21 protein-coding genes and 1 tRNA gene are annotated in these 21,225 nt (G+C 60.8%); 10 read left to right on the top strand and 12 right to left on the bottom strand.

From position 1 onward, the window contains the following. Positions 1-25: 25 nt before the first annotated feature. A complete protein-coding gene (locus tag AAC071_RS01275; RefSeq protein ID WP_339829038.1) occupies positions 26-622 on the top strand; it encodes a VOC family protein in 597 nt (198 codons plus the stop codon). Here the strand turns inward: AAC071_RS01275 and AAC071_RS01270 are convergent. Genes AAC071_RS01270 through AAC071_RS01260 form a run of 3 tightly spaced genes read right to left on the bottom strand, consistent with a single transcriptional unit; the run spans position 619 to position 4,960 of the window. Then, positions 619-2,280: a class I adenylate-forming enzyme family protein gene (locus AAC071_RS01270; RefSeq protein WP_339829035.1), complete on the bottom strand. Its 1,662-nt coding sequence runs from the start codon at positions 2,278-2,280 to the stop codon at positions 619-621. The two genes, AAC071_RS01275 and AAC071_RS01270, sit on opposite strands and share 4 nt — an antisense overlap. A 41-nt stretch (positions 2,281-2,321) precedes the next feature. Further along, a complete protein-coding gene (locus AAC071_RS01265) occupies positions 2,322-3,257 on the bottom strand; it encodes a nitronate monooxygenase (protein ID WP_339829032.1) in 936 nt (311 codons plus the stop codon). A gap of 2 nt (positions 3,258-3,259) precedes the next feature. After that, the gene (locus AAC071_RS01260) at positions 3,260-4,960 is read right to left on the bottom strand and encodes an extracellular solute-binding protein (protein ID WP_339829029.1); all 1,701 of its coding nucleotides are present in this window, start codon (positions 4,958-4,960) and stop codon (positions 3,260-3,262) included. Between the two features lie 296 nt (positions 4,961-5,256). On the opposite strand from AAC071_RS01260, the gene AAC071_RS01255 reads away from it, so the two are divergent. Beyond that, positions 5,257-5,811 (top strand): invasion associated locus B family protein, encoded by a 555-nt coding sequence (locus AAC071_RS01255; protein ID WP_339829026.1) that lies wholly within the window; start codon positions 5,257-5,259, stop codon positions 5,809-5,811. Between the two features lie 3 nt (positions 5,812-5,814). Here AAC071_RS01255 and AAC071_RS01250 read toward each other — a convergent pair whose 3' ends face one another. Then, positions 5,815-6,537, bottom strand: coding sequence for an acyltransferase (locus AAC071_RS01250; protein ID WP_339829023.1), 723 nt, complete (start codon positions 6,535-6,537; stop codon positions 5,815-5,817). A gap of 84 nt (positions 6,538-6,621) precedes the next feature. Further along, complete coding sequence (hspQ, locus tag AAC071_RS01245) at positions 6,622-6,954, bottom strand: heat shock protein HspQ (protein ID WP_339829020.1); 333 nt, start codon at positions 6,952-6,954, stop codon at positions 6,622-6,624. A 162-nt stretch (positions 6,955-7,116) separates the two neighbouring features. Between hspQ and AAC071_RS01240 the strand changes: the two genes are divergently transcribed. From AAC071_RS01240 to AAC071_RS01230, 3 genes are all read left to right on the top strand, one after another. Next, entirely contained in the window at positions 7,117-8,220 is a 1,104-nt protein-coding gene (locus AAC071_RS01240) for an NADH:flavin oxidoreductase (protein ID WP_339829017.1), read from the top strand. Between the two features lie 287 nt (positions 8,221-8,507). Further along, positions 8,508-9,281: an alpha/beta hydrolase gene (locus AAC071_RS01235; protein ID WP_339829256.1), complete on the top strand. Its 774-nt coding sequence runs from the start codon at positions 8,508-8,510 to the stop codon at positions 9,279-9,281. Between the two features lie 122 nt (positions 9,282-9,403). Continuing rightward, on the top strand, positions 9,404-10,927 hold the full coding sequence (locus AAC071_RS01230; RefSeq protein ID WP_339829014.1) for a wax ester/triacylglycerol synthase family O-acyltransferase: 1,524 nt from the start codon (positions 9,404-9,406) through the stop codon (positions 10,925-10,927). A gap of 19 nt (positions 10,928-10,946) precedes the next feature. Here the strand turns inward: AAC071_RS01230 and AAC071_RS01225 are convergent, their stop codons facing one another. From AAC071_RS01225 to AAC071_RS01210, 4 genes are all read right to left on the bottom strand, one after another. Beyond that, positions 10,947-11,990, bottom strand: a complete 1,044-nt coding sequence (locus AAC071_RS01225) for a CoA ester lyase (protein ID WP_339829011.1) — start codon at positions 11,988-11,990, stop codon at positions 10,947-10,949. A 71-nt stretch (positions 11,991-12,061) separates the two neighbouring features. Beyond that, positions 12,062-13,354, bottom strand: a complete 1,293-nt coding sequence (locus AAC071_RS01220; protein WP_339829009.1) for an MFS transporter — start codon at positions 13,352-13,354, stop codon at positions 12,062-12,064. An 84-nt stretch (positions 13,355-13,438) separates the two neighbouring features. Then, complete coding sequence (locus tag AAC071_RS01215; RefSeq protein ID WP_339829008.1) at positions 13,439-14,005, bottom strand: gamma carbonic anhydrase family protein; 567 nt, start codon at positions 14,003-14,005, stop codon at positions 13,439-13,441. Beyond that, positions 13,998-15,272, bottom strand: coding sequence for an MFS transporter (locus AAC071_RS01210; RefSeq protein ID WP_339829006.1), 1,275 nt, complete (start codon positions 15,270-15,272; stop codon positions 13,998-14,000). Before AAC071_RS01210 ends, AAC071_RS01215 begins: the two co-directional genes overlap by 8 nt. Positions 15,273-15,438: 166 nt before the next feature. Here AAC071_RS01210 and AAC071_RS01205 point away from each other — a divergent pair, with 166 nt between their 5' ends. The 4 genes from AAC071_RS01205 to AAC071_RS01190 all read left to right on the top strand — a co-directional run bounded on the left by AAC071_RS01205 (position 15,439) and on the right by AAC071_RS01190 (position 17,971). Continuing rightward, positions 15,439-16,056: a glutathione S-transferase family protein gene (locus AAC071_RS01205; RefSeq protein WP_339829004.1), complete on the top strand. Its 618-nt coding sequence runs from the start codon at positions 15,439-15,441 to the stop codon at positions 16,054-16,056. A gap of 138 nt (positions 16,057-16,194) precedes the next feature. Continuing rightward, the gene (locus tag AAC071_RS01200) at positions 16,195-16,590 is read left to right on the top strand and encodes a hypothetical protein (protein WP_339829002.1); all 396 of its coding nucleotides are present in this window, start codon (positions 16,195-16,197) and stop codon (positions 16,588-16,590) included. Between the two features lie 6 nt (positions 16,591-16,596). Next, a complete protein-coding gene (locus AAC071_RS01195; RefSeq protein WP_339829000.1) occupies positions 16,597-17,049 on the top strand; it encodes a PaaI family thioesterase in 453 nt (150 codons plus the stop codon). An 85-nt stretch (positions 17,050-17,134) separates the two neighbouring features. Then, complete coding sequence (locus AAC071_RS01190) at positions 17,135-17,971, top strand: DUF2189 domain-containing protein (RefSeq protein WP_339828998.1); 837 nt, start codon at positions 17,135-17,137, stop codon at positions 17,969-17,971. Positions 17,972-18,102: 131 nt separating this feature from the next. Here AAC071_RS01190 and AAC071_RS01185 read toward each other — a convergent pair whose 3' ends face one another. Both AAC071_RS01185 and AAC071_RS01180 read right to left on the bottom strand, forming a co-directional pair. Then, positions 18,103-18,807 (bottom strand): glycosyltransferase family 2 protein, encoded by a 705-nt coding sequence (locus tag AAC071_RS01185; protein ID WP_339828996.1) that lies wholly within the window; start codon positions 18,805-18,807, stop codon positions 18,103-18,105. Between the two features lie 333 nt (positions 18,808-19,140). After that, positions 19,141-19,230: transfer RNA gene (locus tag AAC071_RS01180), tRNA-Ser, on the bottom strand. 305 nt (positions 19,231-19,535) lie between these two features. Between AAC071_RS01180 and AAC071_RS01175 the strand changes: the two genes are divergently transcribed. Continuing rightward, positions 19,536-19,802, top strand: a complete 267-nt coding sequence (locus AAC071_RS01175) for a hypothetical protein (RefSeq protein ID WP_339828993.1) — start codon at positions 19,536-19,538, stop codon at positions 19,800-19,802. Between the two features lie 2 nt (positions 19,803-19,804). On the opposite strand, the gene AAC071_RS01170 is transcribed toward AAC071_RS01175, so the two are convergent. Then, the gene (locus AAC071_RS01170) at positions 19,805-21,145 is read right to left on the bottom strand and encodes an MmgE/PrpD family protein (protein ID WP_339828991.1); all 1,341 of its coding nucleotides are present in this window, start codon (positions 21,143-21,145) and stop codon (positions 19,805-19,807) included. Positions 21,146-21,225 lie beyond the last annotated feature (80 nt).

The following is a 21,225-nucleotide window of genomic DNA, read 5'->3' as shown; positions in this document are numbered from 1 at the left end:
GTCATCGCCTTTCGGGGAGGATCGGATGAGCAACGCGTTTCTGGGCAAGGTCGATCATATCGGCGACGCAACGACGCCGGCACCCATGATCACCGGCTTTCATCACATTGCCTATCGCTGCCGCGATGCCGAGGAGACGCGCAAGTTCTATTGCGATCTGCTGGGCCTCAAGCCTGCCGCGGCGCTCGCCTTCGACAAGGACCCGGCCGGCAAGGACCGGCCCTACATGCATCTCTTCTTCGAAATGGGTGACGGACGCTTCATTGCCTTCTTCGATGAGCCGTCAACGGCCAGCGACGATGTCTTCCGGATGAAGGACGGGATCGAGGACTATCACTTTGCCTTTGAGGTCGGCTCGATGGACGAGCTCAATGCCTTCATCGCACGCCTCAAGGAGGCAAAGGTGCCGGTGTTCGGGCCCATCGACCATCACTTCTGTCATTCGATCTATTTCTTCGATCCGAGCGGCCTGGCCTGCGAGATCACCGTGCGCGACACCAGGCATGACGAGATCATGAAAGCGGAAGGCGATCGCGCGGCACAGGCCATCCGCGAATGGACCGAGAAGACGCGCTCGATCAAGATGGCGCGGCTGAAGCTGCTCAACCAGGCCGCCGATTAGGCCCCGATCATCTCCCTGAGTTGACGCCGCAAGACCTTGCCAAGCGGATTGCGGGGCAGGGCCTCGGCAATTTCGAGCCGCTCGGGAATCTTGTAGGCGGCGATATCGGCCTTTGCGAGATGCGCCCGGATATCCTCCAGCGTCACGCTTTCGCCTTCGGCCGGGACGGCAACGGCACAGATCTTTTCCCCCATCACCGGGTCGGCATAGCCGACAACGGCTGCTTCCTTGATCTTCGGCAGGCCCGCCAGCAGCCCGTCGATCTCGCCGGGCGAGATGTTCATGCCGCCGCGGATGATGATGTCCTTGGCGCGTTCGACGAAGCGGTAATAGCGGTTGCCGGCGCCGGCAATCTCGAAGACATCACCGGTGTGGAAGAAGCCGTCCTTGTCGATCGCATCTGTGGGGCCGCCGCCGTCGCCGGCGCGGAAATAGCCCGCAAAGACCGTGGCACCCTTGATCAGCAATTCGCCGGCCTTGCCGGGTTCGTTCACTTCCTCGCCGGTCTGGATGTCGACCAGCTTCGTCTCGATGGCACCGGCAATCTTTGCCGGCCATTCGAGCCCCTTGACGCCGAAGCGCGGGAAGAACTGGGCGCGTTCTTCCGGGTCAGGCACATCGCCCGCGCCCGAAATCAGGCAGGTGCCTTCGTTGGAGCCGAAGATGTTGACGATCGGCAGACCATATTGCTCCTGCCAGGTCTTGACCATCCAGGGTGCAAGCGGTGCTGACCCCGAACCGATGCTGCGCACAGCCGAGAGATCGAGCGAAGCCATCAGCTTTTCTTCCTTCAGCAGCAGCGACAGCACGGCTGGCGGCGCAACCGTGTAGGCGATCTTCTCGCCGACCAGTTGTTTCAGGAATACCGGCAAATCGAAGGGATGGTGTTGCACCAGCGTGCCGCCGGTCAGCAGCCATGGCATGAAGCAGCCGCCGATGGCAGCCATGTTGACCAGCGGAAAAGGGTTCAGCACTGTGTCGCCGGGCTGTAATTGCGCGGCATCGGCGCAGGCAAGACCGGCGATCATCCAGTGATTGTGACTGCGGGGCACGCCTTTGGGCCGCGCCTCGGTGCCGGACGTCCAGCAGATCGTTGCGGCCTCGTTCGCGTCCACCTTCGGTGCGGCGTCGAGCCGGGCGGCATCGGCCGCAGGCCATTGCGTTTCGCCGATCACGAAGATGTCGGCGAGCGCCGGCAGCTTCGGTTTCAGACTTTCGAACATCGTCGCGTGGTCGTGGCCGCGAATGCTGCGTGCGGTCACCGCCGCCTTCGCGCCGACAAACTCAAGCACGTCGCCAAGTTCATGGGCGCGCCACTGCACCGGCGCCGGGGTGACGACGAGGCCGATGCGCCAGGCGGCCAGATAGACCGCCACAAGCTCCACAACGTTCGGAAGCTGCACGGCCAGCACGTCGTCCTTTTTCATGCCCGCAGCCAGGAAGGCGGTCGCAATGCGGTCGGCCGCGTCGGCCAGTTCGGCATAGGTCAGACGGCGGGGTGCGCGTCCGTCGATATCGGCGCGATTGGGCGGGTCGACAACGGCCAGGCGATCGGGCGTCGCAGCGGCGTTGGCACGAAAGCGCGTGTCGATGGTGTCCGCACCCCACCAGCCCGCACGCGTATGGGTCTCAATCTCCGTTTTCGACGCCAGGATCATTGCCGCGCTCCTCCCAAAGCACTTTGCGGGACCTTCATCCCTTATCGTTGTTTCGCCCGCGCGTATTCCTCCCTGAGGCGCGCCACCAGGGCGGCTACCGGCTCCACCCGGTCGATTGTGCCAACACCATGTCCCGCAGACCAGACCTGCGCCCAGCGTTTTGCGCCCGATTGCGGATCGGTGAAGTCGATATCGGGGTTTTTCTCCATCGCGTCGAGATCGTATCCCGCACGTTCAATGCTCGGTTTGAGCCAGTTCGCGGCAACCCCGGTGATGGCGCGGGTCAGAATCAGATCGTCGACGGTCGAGGCGATCAGCATATCGCGGTACTCGGGTGCGGCGAGGCTTTCGGCGCAGGCGATGAAGCGCGTTCCCATATAGGCCAGATCGGCGCCCAGCACTTCCGCGGCGCGAATGCCGGCGCCGTCGGTGATGCCGCCGCCCAGAATGACCGGCCCGTCGAAAAATTCCCGCACGGCCGGCACGAAGGAGAAGCCTGTCATGGGCCCGGTATGTCCGCCGGCGCCGGCTGCCACCAGAACCAGCCCGTCGACACCCGCCGCCACGGCCTTGCGGGCGAAGGCAACCGAGTTCACATCGGCGAAGACCAGGCCGCCATATTCGTGCACGCGCTCGACGATCGCACGGGGGCTACCGAGCGCGGTAATCACCAGCGGCGCCTTGTAGCGCATCACGAGATCGAGGTCCTCGTCGAGCCGGGCGTTCGAACGATGCACCACCACATTGGCAGCCCAAGGTGCATCATGCGCATCGAGACTGGTCGTGATCCGGTCCAGCCATTCATCGAGCACAGCCACGCTGCGCGCATTGGGCGTCGGAAAGGTCCCGATTACGCCTTCACGGCAGGCGGCCAGAACAAGCTCCGGACCCGAGATCAGAAACATCGGTGCAGCGACCAACGGCAACGACATCCGTTCGCGCCATTCGGCCGGCAATCTCGATGAAAATTTCGGCATTTCTACTCCTCGATCCACCAGGTGGCACTGCGATAGCCGTAGAGAGACGCTTTCTTGGGCATTTTTACCTTGTCCCAAAGCGCGAGCCACTGATCTGGCTGATGAAACAACGGAATCATGTAGGCACCCGAAAGCAATACGCGGTCCAGGGCGCGAACGGCCGCAACGAAATCGTCATGCGCGCGGGCGGCAAGCATCGCCTCGATCATCGCATCGATGGCCGGCTCTTTCGCGCCCATGTAGTTGCGCGTACCCGGCGCGTCGGCTGCGGCCGAACCCCAATAGAAGTTCTGTTCGTTACCCGGCGAGAGAGACGAGAACCAACTGTTGAAGATCATCTCGAAATCGTAATTGCTGCGCCGTTCCTGATACTGACTCGAATCGACATTGCGCACGGCGATGTCGATACCGACCCGGCGCGTCATGCTGACATAGGTCAGGGCAAGGCGCTCATCGTCCGGCGTCGCTACGAGAATTTCGAATTTCAGCGGACGGCCTGTCGCAACTTCGGTCATCACACCGTTGCGCAGTTCGAAACCGGCCTCCCTCAAAACCGCGATGGCTGCGGCCCGGTTGCGCCGGTCCTGGCCTGTCGGGTCGCCCTCCGGCGCATGCCAACCGCGCTCCATGATGTCGGGTGCCACCGCGCCCGGGAACGGCGCCAGCAATGCACGCTCGCGCGCGTCCGCCGCGCGGCTGTGCGAGCCCAACTCTGAATTGTCGAAGAAACTCTGGGTGCGGACATAAAGCCCGTGATAGAGGTTACGATTGACCCAGTCGAAATTGAAAAGCTGGATCAGGGCCCGGCGAACCTGCTTGTCGGCAAGCACGGGGTTCCGGGTATTGAACACCAGAGCCCGCATACCGGAGGGCATGCCGCTCCGGAGGACATCCTTCCGTACCTTGCCTTGGCGAATGGCTGGAAAATTGTAGCTGTTGGTCCATCGGCCCGGATCGTCTTCCACCCTCGCATGATAGACCCCAGCCTTGAAAGCCTCGAACGAGGCGTTGGCATCGCGGAAATATTCGTAGGTGATGCGATCGATATTGTTGTGTCCGGCATTCACCGGCAGGTCAGTGCCCCAATAGGTTTTGTCCCGCCGGTAGATGATGCGGGCACCTGGCGTGAACCCGTCGACGACATAGGGGCCGCTGCCGATGGCGATATCGAAACCCGATTGCTCGAAATTGCGCTTCTCGTAAACATGCTTCGGGATGACGGGCATGAGGCCGAGAATAAGCGGAATCTCTCGATCGCTGTCGGGCGCAAAAATGAACTTGACCGTTCGAATATCGGGACGCTCGATGCGCTCGACCTTTGAATAGTAGGTCTTGTAGTTCGGCCGGCCCTTGTCGCGCAATGTTTCCAGCGAATAGATGACGTCGTCGACGGACACGGGGACGCCGTCCGAAAATCGTGCCTCGGGGTTCAGGGTGAATGCGATCCAGCTCCGGTCGTCCGGCATCTCGACCTTTTCGGCGAGGAGCCCGTAGAGCGAAAATGCCTCATCATAGCCCCGTGCCAGCAGGCTCTCGAATACATGCTCGCGCAGGCCGATCGCCGATGTGCCGCGCACGATGAACGGATTGAGGCTGTCGAAGGATCCCGTCGCACCGTAGGTAATGGCTCCGCCCTTGGGCGCTTCGGGATCGGCATAGGCGAAATGCGTGAAGCCTTCCGCGTAGAGCGGTTCGCCATGCATTGCGATCGCTTGGGCAGCATGGACGGGCCCTGCGAGAGCCGTCGCAAAAAAAGACGTGAAGACCAGCAGAAAAAGTACGGACCGGAGCCGGAGCAATCGGGACGCAAACAAGGCATCTTCCTTCAGATTTGCCGGCTGGCGGCAGGACGGAAAATCGGCGGCATGCTCAGCGTTAAGCAACTTTCGAGATTTTTCAAAGATTTCCAGTGCCTTGATTATGCCGAAATGCGAGTCTAACAGAACATCGGGTCGGCGGCGTCAATGTCGGCCATAATCGATTCGAAAGGGTCTCTACCATGTTTCCTCGGCGCCTGATCTCCGGCATGGCCGTTGCGGCACTTCTGTCCTCGGCTGGTGTTTTTTCTGCGAATGCCCAATCGGCGACGGCGGCGCCGGAGCCGCAAATCCAGAATTTTGGAACCTGGAGCACGCGATGCGACGAGAGCCAGACGGGTGCCAAACGATGCCATGCGTTCGTCAATGTGGCGACTGGTGAACAGAAGAAAAGCCTTCTCTATCTCGCGATCGGATATGGCCCCCAGGACAGCGACGGCGATGGCGACAATGAACTGTACCTCTTTGCCATGACGCCGCTTGGCACGTTTCTGCCCTCTGGCATCGGTTGGTCGGTGGATGGCAAGGAAGGCTTCAGCCAGCAATTCATGTTCTGCATTGCCGGCGGTTGTCAGACCGAAATCCTGCTCTCGGAAGAGCGTTTGAAGTCGATGAAAACCGGCAATCAAATGGATGTCGTGTTCCGCCTCGTCGGGCAGGGTGACGTGAAAGTGCCAGTGAAGCTCGACGGCATCACCAAGGCGATTGCCGCCATTCCGGTTCCCAAGAAATCCTGACCGTCAGTCGGAGCGCGTCGGGGCAAGGACGCTCCGCAGCCACCCGAAGAAAGTATTATCCCGCGCGAGATAGCGGGTCAGGTTGTCCATGTCGCGCTCGAGTTTCTCGGGTTCGGCAAAAAGACTCCCGCGCTTCCTGAAGGGACCTGCCGGATCGAGTTCGCGCACGACGCGTGCAGGGTTTCCGGCAGCAATGCAATTGGCAGGGATATCCCTTGTAACCACGGCACCGGCGCCGATGATGCTGTTGTCCCCGATCGTCACGCCTTTGCAGACGATTGCACGCACGCCGAGCCAGACATTGTCGCCAATGTGAACCGGACGATGCTTGTCTCGTTCCGCCGTGCGATCATAGGTGTCGTGCCAGTCGGAATCGGAGATGTAGCAGCCGCTTGCCATCATGGTGTTGCTGCCGATCCGGATTTCCTCCGATGCGACGATATGCGTGCCGGGGCTGATCAGCACATGATCGCCGATGATGATGCGGCCCTCGCGGTCGCCCGTTCGCCATGTGGCCAGACGTACGAAATTTCCGTTGGACGCATGCAGATGCAGGTTTGAGCCGGCCGAGATTCCCGCGCCCCAGAGTTCAATGTTCCATGGACTTGTCACGTCGAGACCGGGACCGATCGCGTCGAACCCCGGCACAAGGAAACGGCGCGCATAGAAACGCACCCATCCAATGAGTATCCGGCGCACGAAGTAGGGCCTGTTGTCGCGGCGCAAGGTTCGAACCTTTCCTGGAAGCAACCGGGATTCAGCCGCCGGACAAGGCGGTGTCTGCGCATCTGATTAGCATGGAGGCCCGCGTCAATGCGCGGATTTTGCGCGGATGGCATAGATGCCGTCCTGCAGCGTGTCGAAAAGTTCGCGCACCTGGGGGTGCCGGACCGGCTCGCCCGACTCATCCGGCAACAGATTCTGCTCCGACACATAGGCGACATATTCGGTGTCGGCACTTTCGGCCAGTAGATGGTAATAGGGCTGGTCCTTGCGGGGGCGTACCTCCTCCGGAATCGACAACCACCATTCCTCGGTGTTGTTGAATGTCGGGTCGACGTCAAAAATCACACCGCGAAAGGGATAGAATCTGTGCCGGACAACCTGTCCGATGCGAAATTTGGCCTGCCGGTTGACTTCCATGACTACGTTGCGCTCCCACGTGCATTGCACAAGTCTAACAGGTGAAACGAGTCAGCGAAAACCCTGTCCGCCCTGTTCCTCCAATCCACAAGCGGGATTGCCATTCGGCCGCAAACGCCCAATATGGCGTACATCGACATCCCCCGCATTCAGGAGACCTTCATGAGCCGTTCCGTCGCGCCGCTGTTCGAGCCTTTCACGTTCAAGGGGCTCACGCTGCCCAATCGGGTCGTCATGGCGCCCATGACCCGCTCCCAGTCGCCTGGCGGCATTCCGGGCCCTGAGGTCGCCGCCTACTACCGGCGCCGCGCCGAGGCCGAATGCGGCCTTATCATCACAGAAGGAACGACAGTCAACACGCCGGTTGCAACCGGTGACCCCAATGTGCCGCAGTTCTGGGGCGACGAAGCCCTGAAAGGCTGGAAACGTGTGGTGGAGGAAGTCCATGACGCTGGCGGCAAGATCATGCCGCAGCTCTGGCATGTCGGCATGATGCGCAACCCCGCCAAGGCCACCAACACGGAAATGCCGAGCCATGGTCCGTCGGGCCTTGCCAAGCCCGGCAAGCAGCTTTCCGAGCCGATGACGAAGGCCGAGATCAAGGCGACGGTGGATGCCTTTGCCCGCGCCGCCGCGGATGCCCGCGCCCTCGGATTTGACGGCGTCGAGGTTCACGGCGCCCATGGCTATCTCATCGACCAGTTCTTCTGGGACGGAACCAATCAGCGCGAGGACGAGTATGGCGGCGATCTGGTCGGCCGCACCCGCTTTGCCGTCGAGATCATCGAGGCAATCCGGCGCGAGGCGGGCAAGGACTTCCCGCTGATCCTGCGTTTCTCCCAGTGGAAGCAGCAGGACTATGCGGTCAAGCTCGCCCAGACACCCGCGGAACTGGGCGCCTTCCTGAAGCCACTGTCGGATGCCGGCGTCGACGTCTTCCACTGCTCGCAGCGGCGCTTCTGGGAGCCGGAGTTCGAGGGTTCCGACCTCAACCTGGCCGGCTGGACCAAGAAGCTCACCGGCAAGCCTTCCATCACGGTCGGCAGCGTCAGCCTGTCCGGCGAATTCATCGGCTCCTTCATGGGCGAAGCGTCCGAGGCGACCGGCATCGACGATCTGCTGGAGCGTCTTGAGCGGGGCGAGTTCGACCTCGTGGCCGTCGGCCGCGCACTGCTGGTCGACCCTGCCTGGACCCACAAGGTCCATCAGGGCGCCTTCGATCAGCTCCTGCCGTTCAAACCCGAGGCGCTGGCAACGCTTTCCTGACGCCCCTTGGATGGCTCCCAGGCCTTTCCCGAAATTGACCTCTCCCTGAAAAGGGAGAGGTTTCTTTTTTTGTACCGCCGCTTGCTGGAAATCGCGGTTTTCTGCCGTCCGGTATTCCGGCCATGCGGCTTGAACGCTGCGTCAATGACACGTAGCCTTTTCAGATTGGTGGCGCCTGCCGAACGTTTTTCGAGAAGAGCGGGATATCCCCAGAAGAGTTCAACAAACGAGGGCTTTTCGGGCCTTGAGGGGAAAGCGGTATGGTAGCGGCAGTGGATGCAGGTGCGATGGGAACCGGTTCCCGGACAAAAAAGCGGCTCCGGCCTCCGTCGCGGTTACTGACACTCGCGGAGCCTCGAGCCCTTCTTGAACTCGGCCTCGGCATCGCCTCGGTTCCTCTGCTTCTGCAGGCACCGCGCGGCGACGGGCATCCTGTCGTGGCTTTGCCGGGATTCCTTGCCGCCGACGGTTCCACACATATGCTGCGCCGCTACCTCGGCCGGATGGGTTACGAGACGCATGGCTGGGGCCTTGGTCGCAATATCGGCAGCATGATGACACGCCGGCACCGGCTTTATGAAGAAGTTGCGGCGCTTTACAAGAAAACTGGCCGCAAGGTCAGTCTTGTCGGCTGGAGTCTCGGCGGCATCTATGCGCGCGACGTCGCGCTCCAAATGCCGGAGGCCGTGCGCTATGTGATCTCACTGGGCAGTCCCTTCGCCAATGACGTACGCGCGACACATGCCGGCAAGCTCTACGAAAAACTTGGTGGCGAGTCCGTGGACGATATCGCAGAAAGCGATCTCATTCGTATACAGAGCGACCTTCCCATGCCGGCAACTGCCATATTCACCCGTACCGACGGCGTGGTGAACTGGAAGACCTGCGTTCTGCGCGAAAGCGACAAGGCGGAGAACATCGAGGTGCTCGGCAGTCATTGCGGCCTCGGCGTCAATCCTGCCGTGCTCTGGGCGGTTGCGGACCGTCTGGCGCAGCAGGAAGGCGCGTTCAAGGCCTTCGACCGCAAGGGACCGTTCAGGCTCGGCTACCCGCGGCGCTGAACGAACGACGACCGGCCGCTTTCCCTCGGGGGAGGAGGAGGCACCGGTTCGAAACGATCAATGAAGGCACAACCGGAGAGGCGATGCCGCTTCCCGAGATACGCCGCTGGGAGGACAGAACCATGGAACAACTCAGCCCGATGGATGCGTCGTTTCTCTATTTCGAGACGGCCAATGCACCCATGCACATCGGCGGCCTGACGATTTACGACCAGTCGACGGTCGAAGGGGGCGTGCTCGGCTTCAAGCGCATCCTCGAAAACTACGAAACACGCCTTCATCTCGCGCGCTCGTTCCGGCAGCGCGTCGTTCGCGTGCCGATGAGCCTCGACCATCCCTACTGGATCGAAGACCCGAACTTCGACATCGAGTTTCATGTCCGTCATATCGCACTTCCCAAGCCCGGTAACTGGCGTCAACTCTGCATTCAGGTCGCGCGGCTTCACGCCCGCGCGCTCGACACGTCGCGGCCGCTGTGGGAATTCACGGTGATCGAAGGGCTCGATCAAGTCGAGGGCCTGCCGGCCGGCAGTTTCGGCATCATGTCGAAGATCCATCATGCCGCCATTGACGGTGTATCCGGCGCAGAGATTGTCGCCGCCATTCACGACATCGCACCCGACGCGAGACCGGCGCCACCTGAGAAGCCCTGGGTGCCGGAGCGCGACCCCAACGTGCTGGAACTTCTGTCGCGCACCTATGTCAACAACCTGCGTCAGCCCTTCAAGCTGGCGGGCGTCGTCGCCTCTTCGGTCCCCGCGTTGGCCAAGGTTGGCATAGGGCTCACAGCGGGAAAACTGAAGACGGCCGGGCCCGTCCCGCGGACGCGCTTCAATTCGCATATCTCTCCGCACCGGGTCTTTGATGGGCGTTCATTTCCGCTTGCCGATATTCGGGCAATGAAGAGTGCGGTCGAGGGCGCAACGGTAAACGATGTCATCGTTACCATTGTCGGTGGCGCGATGCGGAAATATCTCGAATCCAAGAGCGAGCTGCCGAAGGATTCACTGATTGCGATGGCGCCGATCTCCGTTCGTTCCGACGACAAGAGGAAAGCGGCAGGCAATCTTGTCAGCGGCATGATGCTCGCCATCCGCACCGACATCGCGGACCCCTCTGAACGGCTCACCGCCGTCTTCCAGGCGACGAAGAGTTCCAAGGAACTCACGAATGCGATCGGCGCGAAGACGCTGAGCGACTACTCGCAGTTCATCCCCTCGACCATGTCCGGGCTTGCGGCACGGCTCTATTCCAATCTGGGTATCGCGAACCGCATCAAGCCATTCTTCAACACGGTCATCACCAATGTGCCGGGTCCGCAAATCCCGCTCTACATGACCGGCGCGCGCATGGTCACTCATTTCGGCCTCGCGCCGATCCTGGACGGTATGGGGATCATCCACCCGATCTTCAGCTATTGCGGTCAGATCACGGTCTCATTCACCGCCTGCCGCGAAATGATGCCGGATCCGGATTTCTATGCCGAGTGCATCCAGTCGTCGTTCGACGAGCTGAAAGCCGCCGCGACAGCCGCCGCCGCACCGGCGGTGCTGAAACCCGCCACCGGTCCGCGCATGAAGGCCGGCGCTCGAAAGGCGGCAGGCGCGGCGAAGGCTCCCAAGCGCGCGGCGAAGCTGACGGCTTAGGTCAGGGCAGGGCGGCAAATCAGAGCTCGTAGGCCCTGGCGAGTTCAGGGTCTCGAGCCGCCACCTTCTTCGCCAGGTCGACGATGACCGTGGCCTGTTTCCAGGTCGCATCATCCTGCATCTTGCCGTCGATCATGGCGACGCCGGTGCCGCCGGGCATCGACTCGAGAATACGCTTGGCGAAAAGCACTTCGGCCGGATCGGGGCTGAAGACTCGCTTGGCGATGGCGATCTGGTTCGGGTGTAGCGACCAGGCGCCCACGCAGCCCATCAGGAAAGCATTGCGGAACTGCTGCTCGCAGGCCTCCGCGTCCTGAATGTCGCCGAAGGGGCCATAGAAGGGCCGGATATCGTTGGCAACACAGGCATCGACCATTTTGGCGAAAGTGTAGTGCCAGAGGTCCTGCTGCGCGGCCACCCGCGGGCTGCCGTCTTCCTTCGGATCCTCGAGCACCCGGTAGAACGGATGGCCGCCGCCGACCCGCGTCGTTTTCATCCGGCGCGAGGCGGCAAGGTCTGCCGGGCCGAGGCTCATGCCATGCATGCGCGGGCTGGCACAGGCGATTTCCTCAACGTTCTTGACGCCTTGTGCCGTTTCGAGGATCGCGTGGATGAGGAGCGGCTTCTTCAACCCGTGCTTCGCTTCGAGCTGTGCCAGCAACTGGTCGAGATAATGGATATCCCATGCCCCTTCGACCTTGGGCAGCATGATCACATCGAGCTTGTCGCCGATCTCGGCGACGAGTTCGGTGATGTCGTCGAGCATCCAGGGGCTGTTCAGCGGGTTGATGCGGGTCCAGAAGCCCGTTGCGCCGAAATCATGGGTCCTGCCGACCTCGATGACACCCCTGCGTGCCGCTTCCTTGGCATCGGCCGGGATTGCATCTTCCAGATTGCCGAGCAGCACGTCGACTTGCGGAATGATCTCGCCGATCCGTGCACGGAGCTTCTCGTTGTGCCCCGGGAAGAAATGGATCATGCGTTCGAGCACCACCGGCAGCTCGCGGTAGGGGGCCGGGGCGCCGATAGCGAGGGGCTTGTAGAAGTTTGATGACAGTTTCATGACAGTTCCGTGACAGAAGGGGGGTGACGCATCAGCCTAACTGCAGGTGACGGTCGAATCCATCAATGCTTTCAAGATGGTATCGGCTTCTTCTCAGCCTCGATCAAAGCCCGCACCGGTCCTGCGGCCAAAAGGCAGGCAAAACCGAGCAGCGGCGACAGCGTGATTGCCAGATAGGCAGTCTGGTAACCGCCTGCCGCAACATAGAGAAAACCCAGCAAGGCCGGGCCGGCCGCGTTGGCGCAAGTCGTGATCATCTGCGAAACGGAGAGAATACGTGCATAGGCTTTCAATCCGAATGCCTCGGCCATGATCAGCGGTTGCATCATCTGCATGTTGCCAACCGTTGCACCGAAGGTGACAGAAGCAACGAGAAGCGCCACGGCCGTCTCGGCAAATGCAAAGGCGGCGAAGGCAATGGCCTGCAGGACAAAGATCGCAAAGAGATAGCTGCGCGAGGAGACGCGCCCGAGAACCCATCCGCCAATGAGACGGCCCGCAATGCTGGCCGCCGCCATGATCGAGACCGCAAGCGCTGCCGTCGATGTGTCGCCGGTGCGCGTAAGCACGAGACGAAACTGATGCGCGAGGCTGCCGACCTGGGCCATCATCGCGAAGACAAAGGCAGCCGTACTGAGAATGAAAAAGCGGCTCCGGAGCGCTTCGGCGAAGCCGATGCCGTCGGGCGGCAGCAGGCTGCCGTCGGCGGCGCGGCGGGGCGGATCGCCGTCGGGGGCAAGACCGATCGCTTCCGGGCTGCGCCGCAACAGCGCCAGCGTGACCGGAATGACGCCCAGGATCATCATCAGGGCCAGCCAGTAGGCGGCCTCGCCAAGCCCCAGGGTGCCGACGAGGCTGGCCGAAATCGGCGTGAAGATGATGCCCCCCATCGAAAGACCGGTCGACGCATAGGCGATCGCCTTCGAACGCTGGCGGGTGAACCAGCGTGCAACGATGGTCATGCCCGGGATGACGGCAACCGCAGCATTGCCGATGCCGAAAAGAATGTAGAAGCCGTAGAGTTGCCAGAGCTCCGTGACATGACCGGCTCCCGCAAGCACCAGCGCCGAAAGGAGTGCGCCGCTTGTGATGACCCAGCGCGGGTCATATCGGTCGAGCAACCAGCCGACGCCGAGGCCGGCAATCCCCGACGAAATGAAGAAAATCGCTGTCGCGTTGGATGTTGCGGAGACCGAAAATCCGGCGCTGGTGACGAACGCCTCCAGAAAGATCGACAGATTGTAGAAGATCAGCCCACAGGACACCGTGTGAACGACGAAAACGGCGCCAACGATATACCAGCCGTAAAAGAGCCCGGCGCGCGGAGGAGCGCGCGGCGCTTCTGGCACAGGGCCAGTATTCATGCTGTCGAACTCCGGCAAGATCGATGGTGGAATGACGTGATCTGACCTAGATAGAGCTTCCGGTCAGTTACCCCAAGCAGAATCTCATTTGCCCGCCAGCGAGCGCATCTCCTCTGCCATCGCCTGGCGAAAAGTCTCCCGTTCGGTCACCCGATGGTCGCCCTGCGCGTATGCCTTGGCATTCTCGTAGTAGAAGCGCGCATTCATGATGTTTGCCGCGCCGTTGTCCCGGCTTTTGATGACCTTTGCCGGGGACCCGGCGACGATCGAATTCTCCGGAATGACACTGCCCTCGGTGACGATCGAATGTCCGGCGACAATCGAGTTCCGACCAATCCTGGCCCCATCCATGATCGTGGCGTTGATCCCGATCAGGCAATTGTCGCCAATCTCGGCCCCGTGAACCGTGCAGTGATGAGTAATCGAACAGTTTTCGCCGATGATCGTCGGCGTTTCATTGCCAACATGGATCATGACGAAGTCCTGAATGTTTGTGTGCCGACCGATCCGCACGTCGTGCATCTCGCTGCGAATGACGACGTAGGGCCAGAGCGATGCACCTTCACCAATATAGACCTTCCCATAAACAAGTGCGGTCTCATGAATGAACGCCGGATTGTCGAGGGTGATGCCCGGACCAAATTCACGCATGCGGTTTTCCTTCAATATGCGCTCGGACCGGGCCGGCGGCGAAAATCAACAGAAAGGCAAGGAGAGAGGCCGACGCCATCGCAAGGAAAGCCACTTCATATCCGCCAAGCCCTTCATAGAGAAACCCGATGGCTGCAGGCCCTGTGGCGACGCCCGCCGTCATGAACAGTTGCGTCAGAGAATAGATGCGGCCATAGGCCTTGAGACCGAATGCCTCGGCAACCATCAGCGGCTGCATCATCAACAGATTTCCGACGGTCAGCCCGAACATGATCGTTGTTGCAAGCAGGGCAGAAGGCGTTTCGGCAAAGGCATAGAAGGCGAGGGCGGCGCCTTGCGCCATGGTCAGCCCCAGTACGAACCCGCGTGAGGGAATCCACCGAAGCGCCTGTCCGCCGATCAGCCGGCCGATGATGCTTGCCGCGGCCATGGTAGCGACCGCGAGACGTGCTGTGCTGCTGTTATCGGTGCGCGAGAAGACGAGACTGTATTGATGCGCAATGACACCGACTTGCGCCATCATCGCGAAAACGTAAGCGGTCGTCATCAGGATGAAGAACCGGCTGCGAACGGCCTCGTCGAAGGCAATGCCGTCGGCCGGCAAGGGCACACCGCTGGCATCGCGCGCGATCGGATCGCCATCGGGTCCGAGGCCGATCGATTGTGGCGAAGGGCGGATCAGCAACCACGCAACGGGGACGACGCCGAGGATGAAAGCCAAAGCCAGCCAGGGCGCTGCGCCTCCCAACCCCAGACTTTCGATCAGCCAGGCCGAAAGCGGCGTCAGCAGAATGCCGCCGAGCGACAATCCCGTCGACGCATAGGAGAGCGCGACGGAACGTTGCCGCGCAAACCAGCGTGCGACCAGAGTTGTCCCCGGAATCAGGGCAGCGCCCGCATAGCCAATGCCGAACAACACGTAGAAGGCATAGAGCTGCCAGAGTTCGGTAACGTGACCTGCACCCAGCGTCGCAAATGCCGCTACCAATGCGCCGCCCGTAATGACCCAGCGCGGGTCGTAGCGCTCGATCAGGGCTGCGACGCCAAGCCCTGCGAGACCCGATGCCACAAAAAAACAGGCTGTCGCCGCTGACGTTGCGGAAACCGAAAATCCACCCTGAAGAACGAAGGCCTTGAGGTAGATGGAAAGATTGTAAAAGCCGAGGCCGGCCGTCGTCGTCATGATGACGAGGACCGCGGCGACCACGTACCAGCCGTAAAAAAGGCCCGGTTTCGGGCCCGATGGGATGGCGCTTTGCGCGCTCATGTTTTGCCTCCCGCCCCGGATCTGCAGAACGCTCACCGGACGTCCTACATAATCGCCCGATCAGGCCGCGCCAAGCCTCAATACCGCGCGGTGGCGCAGACGGCATCATTCGGCTAATCATGGCCCATACCGGCAATTCAGGAACCGGAGCCACAGGGAGCTATCCATGAAATTCTACAATTCGATTGGGCCAAATCCTCGCGTCGTCAAGATGTTCATGCAGGAGAAGGGGGTCACGCTGCCGTTCGTCGAAGTCGATCTGATGGCCGGCGAGAATCGTCAGGAGCCTTACCTTGCAAAGAACCCGGCGGGGCAATCGCCGGCGCTCGAACTTGACGACGGCACGGTGCTCGCCGAGATCACGGCCATTTGCGAATATCTGGATGAAAAGTTCCCGGGTGGATCGCTGATCGGTACCACGCCAGAGGAGCGCGCCGAGACACGGATGTGGACGCGCCGGGTCGATCTCAACATCTGCGAGCCGATGGCGAACGGTTTTCGCTTCGCCGAAGGTCTGCCGCTATTCCAGAATCGTATGCGTTGCCTGCCCGAAGCCGCGGCCGGCCTGAAGGCGATTGCCCAGGACAAGCTCGCATGGCTCGACAAGTTGATGAACGGCCGGGACTTCCTGGCCGGCAAGCGCCTGACAATGGCCGATATTCTGCTGTTCGGCTTTCTCGATTTCGGCGCTAGCGTCGGCCAGCCCATCAATCCGGAACTCAAGAACGTCAGCGCCTGGTTTGAACGCATGAAGGCGCGTCCCTCGGCCGCCGCAAGCGCCTGAACCCGGCCATCTGGTCGTGGAGCCGGCCATTCTGCGGAAGGCCGGCTTCATTACCGGAATTCAACTTGCGGCCGATGCGGAATCTGCCAAGCTAGTAAACCAAGATTACTAGTCGATGGCATTCTGGGAGGATGCGCCGTGAAATATCTCGTTCAATTCTGCCTGACGCTCGGGCTTGCGGTGATGTTGAGCATGCTCGTCGCACCCGAGACGGCACATGCCCAGCCCGTACCGGACTGTATTGATGCCCCGGGCGGAAAACCCCAGGCCTCGGCCGCCTGGTGGGGTCGGCGCACGGCAGAAGAAAAACGCTACATCAGCGAACTGGAGTGCAATGAGCGGTTCATCCCGATGGTCTGCATTTTTCTGTGGGAGCCGGACCTCCGTGCCTGCACCAACAAGGGTGTCGCCGAGTATCGAGCGGACAAGGCATGCACGGCCAAGGGTCATGCTCTTCTGTCCGAAGCGCATGTCGCCTGCAAGGAGGAGTTCAAGCGGAATTTCTCGCCCCCATTTGCGGGTTCGACATCCTGAGGCAGTATGCCCGGCACCTACAGCCGGGAGTCAAAGCGCTTGAACAGTAAAGACAAGGATTTGCCGCCGCTTGACGACGATTGGGAATCGCCAGCCGCCATCACGCTCGGCAAAAAGGTACTGAAGACCGATCGGGCGCGGGGCTATATCTGTGCCTCATTCCTCGCCGGCGATGGTTTCGTCAATCGCGGCGGTCGCATATTTGGCGGTTTTCTTTCAGCCATGCTTGATGGTCTATGCGGCCATGCCGTTCGCCTGACACACGAAAAACCCGGCACGCCTCAAGTGACGCTCGAACTCAAGACCAGTTTTGTCGGGCGCGCCGACAAGGGCGTTCTGATCGGCGAGGGTTGGGTTCGTCACAGGGGAAAATCAATTGCTTTTGCCGAGGCCGAGTTGCGTAATGAGGCGGGCGAGCTGGTTGCGAAGGGCAGCGCCACATTCAAGATCGGCAAGTGAAACGATGCCTTCTCGGGTACCCTCGCATCCCGGTCTCCCGGCGGCGCTGGCTTGATCGAGGCATGAAGGGCGCGTAGCGTTCAAAATGCGGATTGACCGTCTGGGGGGAGTGCACCGCATGTCGTCGCTACAGTCGGGTCAAGGTTCAGGGCAGAGGTCGGCCATGCCCGCGATTGCCGATGTGCAAGTGACAGATCTCACGGCCGCGCTGAAGCATGGCATATCCGACTTCATGCGAGCGCCGTCCTTCGGACTGGTCATCGGCGGGCTCTTCGCACTTATCGGTTCGATGATCGTGCTCGCGCTCACGATCTGGAATATCCCATGGATGATCTATCCCTTTGCCATCGGCTTTCCGCTCGTTGGACCTTTTGCGGCGGTCGGGCTGTATGAGGTCAGCCGGCAGCTGGCCAAGGGGAAAAAGCCGCAATGGCACGATGTCTTCTCGGTGATCTGGGCTCAACGTCGTCGCGAAGTTTCCTGGATGGCTTTCGTGATGCTCTTTGTCTTCTGGGTCTGGATGTATCAGGTCCGGCTGCTCATCGCGCTTTTTCTGGGCCTCGTTTCATTTGCGTCGTTTGAGGAATTTGTCAGGGTCATATTCACAACCGATCAGGGGTTGATCTTCCTGGCGGCCGGCCATGTTGTCGGCGCCATTCTGGCCCTCATTCTTTTCTCGATCACGGTATTCTCCATTCCGCTGTTGCTCGAACGTGAAATCGACATTGTTACGGCGATGATCGTCAGCGTGAAGGCGGTCCTGCAAAGCCCGGTTGCAATGCTCGGATGGGGCGTGTTTGTGACGCTCTCGATCATCCTCGCGTCCCTTCCGCTGTTTGCCGGACTGTTCCTTGTCCTGCCTGTCCTGGGCCATGCGACGTGGCATCTTTACGACAGGACGATATCCCGGAAGCCTGCCTGAGCCAGGGAAACAGGCGGCATCGCCCGGAACCGGCCGCAGCGCAGAGGCCAGCTTTGCTTGATGAGCATTGTCATTACATTGTCAAGGCGCCGGTTCAGCCGCTGCATCCGAAGCTTGTCTGAGTTCCGATCTCAACTCGCGTATCGAGATCGCAACAAACGCTCAGCAGACTCCAATTCCGATGTAGTAATGCGACTGACCATGCTGTCTGGCTTTGTCAGATACGTTCCCATGACCTCGCCGTCGAATACCACCTTGCAGCCTCGAACGGCGAGTTCGAGCCAGAGAACGTAGTCCTCCCATCCACCGATGGTCCGCAGCAGATCCACGTCGTATCCTCCGATCTCCTCCAGAAGGTCGCGGCGAAACATCGCCATGGCATCTATATAATTTCCCTGATTTCTAAGGAATGCAGGATCAAAGGGACGATCTGACAACCAGCCTGCATTCTCACCATCGGTCGTTACGCAGCGAATTGGACCGTAGGCGGCGGCGGCATCCTCGGTTTGAGCAAGCGCATGGAGCCGGGCAAGGGCTGAGGGGGCGACAGCATTGTCCGCGTCAAGTATGAATACGAAAGTCCCTCTTGCGTTGCGCAACGCCAGATTTCGGGCCCGGCTCAATCCGACATTCCACCACGGCCGTACGATACGAAACGGCAAAGGTGACTCGGCTAGCAGCCGAAGCAGCAGCGCGAGTGATCCATCCGAAGAGGCGTCGTCCACAACGACGATTTCGACCCGGACGGGATCAGCGGCGGACGGGAATACACTCCGCACAGCAATCTCAACATACTGCTCATAATTGAAACATGTCACCAACACCGAGACATCCACGTGAGACACATCGTGGGCCAATTGGTTCGACCATTTCCTGACGCCGTATTCCGGAAGCAAGGCAGCGCGATGGAATTGGGTGCCAAGCTGTGCGCGCCGGTCGCCACGACGCGCAGATCGCGCAAGCCATATCAATCCAGCGGCATGACCGAGGAGAGACAGGACCTTGTTTGCGACCTCCGGCTTCCGGAACACTTGAGTCCCAACCTTTCAATCTCATACCGGCAAAATTGCTCCGGGAATTGGCGATCGGCCGGATGCGCGCGTTGCCCCTGTCAGTTTAATGATGGCACAGGACTGGAATTTACAGGGGCCAGTTCGCCTCCCTGCGGCTGGCGGATGGGGTGGGATTCGAACCCACGGTGGGCTTGCACCCACGCCGGTTTTCAAGACCGGTGCCTTAAACCACTCGGCCACCCATCCAATGGCACTGGTTAGCTGTAGTCACGGTTTGACTCAACCGGGAATATCCACGGAGAAACTGTCGGTCCAGTCGCCGGGAATCTGACTTTTTCCGCTCCACAAGCCTGAAATTGGGTCGATTTCGTCTGACCGAGGCTTTCGATCCAAGGCTTCCTTTATGGTTAACGTCAATTCCCTTTTGCAAGTCCCGGCAAGGCTTGCCAAAATGGCACAAAAGCGGCCAAGAATGCCGCAGGTTGGATTTCGGGGGGAGTATCGTTGTGCCGGTTGATTTGACGTCGCCGTGGATTCCGCTGAGCATAATCATGTTGCTCGGCGTTTTTATGTACCGGCAGTTTCTTCAGGAGCGGCGCGAGTCGCGTGAGCTTGAGTTGGCTGAAGCAGCTGCAGAGGCCGCCCCGAAGACGGATGTGGCGCCGCCTGCGCCGCTTGGCGCGGATGAAAAACCCGCAAAGAAGAAGCGCAAGCTTCGCTGGCGGACGGCATGGATCTGGATGCCATTTCTGATCGGCTTTTTTAGCCAGGCTTATCTCAGCTTCATCAAACCAATGGTCGACAACGCAGCCGGCTGATTTCAGATCAGCGCCAGATCGGGCAGGGCATCGCGTGTGGCGAGGTCCAGAATAGCTTCGATCAGAGGCATCGGTTTGTCGACACCGCCATGTCTCAACAACATGGCGGCCTTGTCGATCATTTCTTCGCGCCGGAGCGGCGCCTCGGGATCACCCTTGGCATCGGTTCGTACGGCAACCAGTTCACGCCCATCCATCATGCGCAGGATGACGCGCCCGCCCCAGTTCAACGGATAGGCGGACGCCCATGGCTCTGCTGCTTCGACACGAACACGCGCTGCGAGTGGCGCACAGTATTGCCGCGCCGACGCTCCGAAGGCTTCGAAATCGACAACAGGAAAGAGCAGGGCGGCAGCCACCGCATGCTGCAGTGAAAATTTCGCTTCGTAATCGCTCTCGACCACAGGCCGATTGCAGACATCGATCGCGGCCGCGTATGTCGAGACGTCGATCGCCACAATCGCCTCGGGCGCAAGATCCGCATCAGCCAGACGCGCCCGCAGCTCGGAAGCAGCGTCAATAGTCGGATGGGTATGGCGGCAGGAGGGCCATGGCTTGATCGAGGTCCTGGCAAGCTGCCATGGCATATTCGGCGCGCGCAGAACGGCCTCTGGATCCGCATCGGGACAGGCTGCACGAAAGAAGCCCTTCTCGCCCTCCAGTATCCGCGGCGGCCCTGTGAAGCCAAAGGCAGCGAGTTCGGCGGCGTTGACACCGGCCTCCGCGGCATGTCCGGCATGCAGATGTTTGGTCATGGCCCCTGTTTCGAGAAACTGCCAGAGACCCGATGACTGGCTGCCTGCATTGCCCAGCGCATCAACCGCGGCTGCATCCGAAAGTCCGAGCAGCGCCGCTGCCGCCATGGCCGAACCAAAAGGCCCGCAGGTTGCCGTGTTGTGCCAGATGCGATAATGCGCCGGACCGACGGCCATGCCGATCCGTGTCGCCGCCTCGAAGCCATGCAATACCGCTTCGAGGAATGCCTTGCCCGTCGAGCCACGCGCTGCCGCCAGCGTCCAGGCGGCAGGTATGACAACGCAGCCGGGATGCACGACCGACTCGCGATGCAGATCATCTGTTTCCAGAATGTGACAGAGCGCGCCCATCAGGAACGCCAATCGCGCCGGATCCGGCGTCACATTCGAGGGGCCCCGCGATTGCCACCAGTTCGCCAGAATGTGCCCCGGCTCGGAATTGCGGCCCGCCAGACTGTTGGCGACGGCATCGAGCGTAAAAAGCGCGGCCGCTTCCAGGTCGGCCGGTGCAATCGGCTTGCTGCGGATCAGATCGACAAGTCCGGCGGTCAGGGAGTCGGGTGTCGCATTGGAGGAAAGTTCGTTCACAAGTTTGGTCCAACTGGGCAGGCACGGATGGCGCGCATGATGTAACCTAATGAAGCCGGTAGCAAATTCCGGATGGGGGC

Origin of the sequence: uncultured Parvibaculum sp. (assembly GCF_963975745.1) — a bacterium.
Classification (GTDB): Bacteria; Pseudomonadota; Alphaproteobacteria; order Parvibaculales; family Parvibaculaceae; genus Parvibaculum.
The sequence above is the reverse complement of the archived record's forward strand: the minus strand, read 5'-3'. Positions and strand labels throughout refer to the sequence as shown.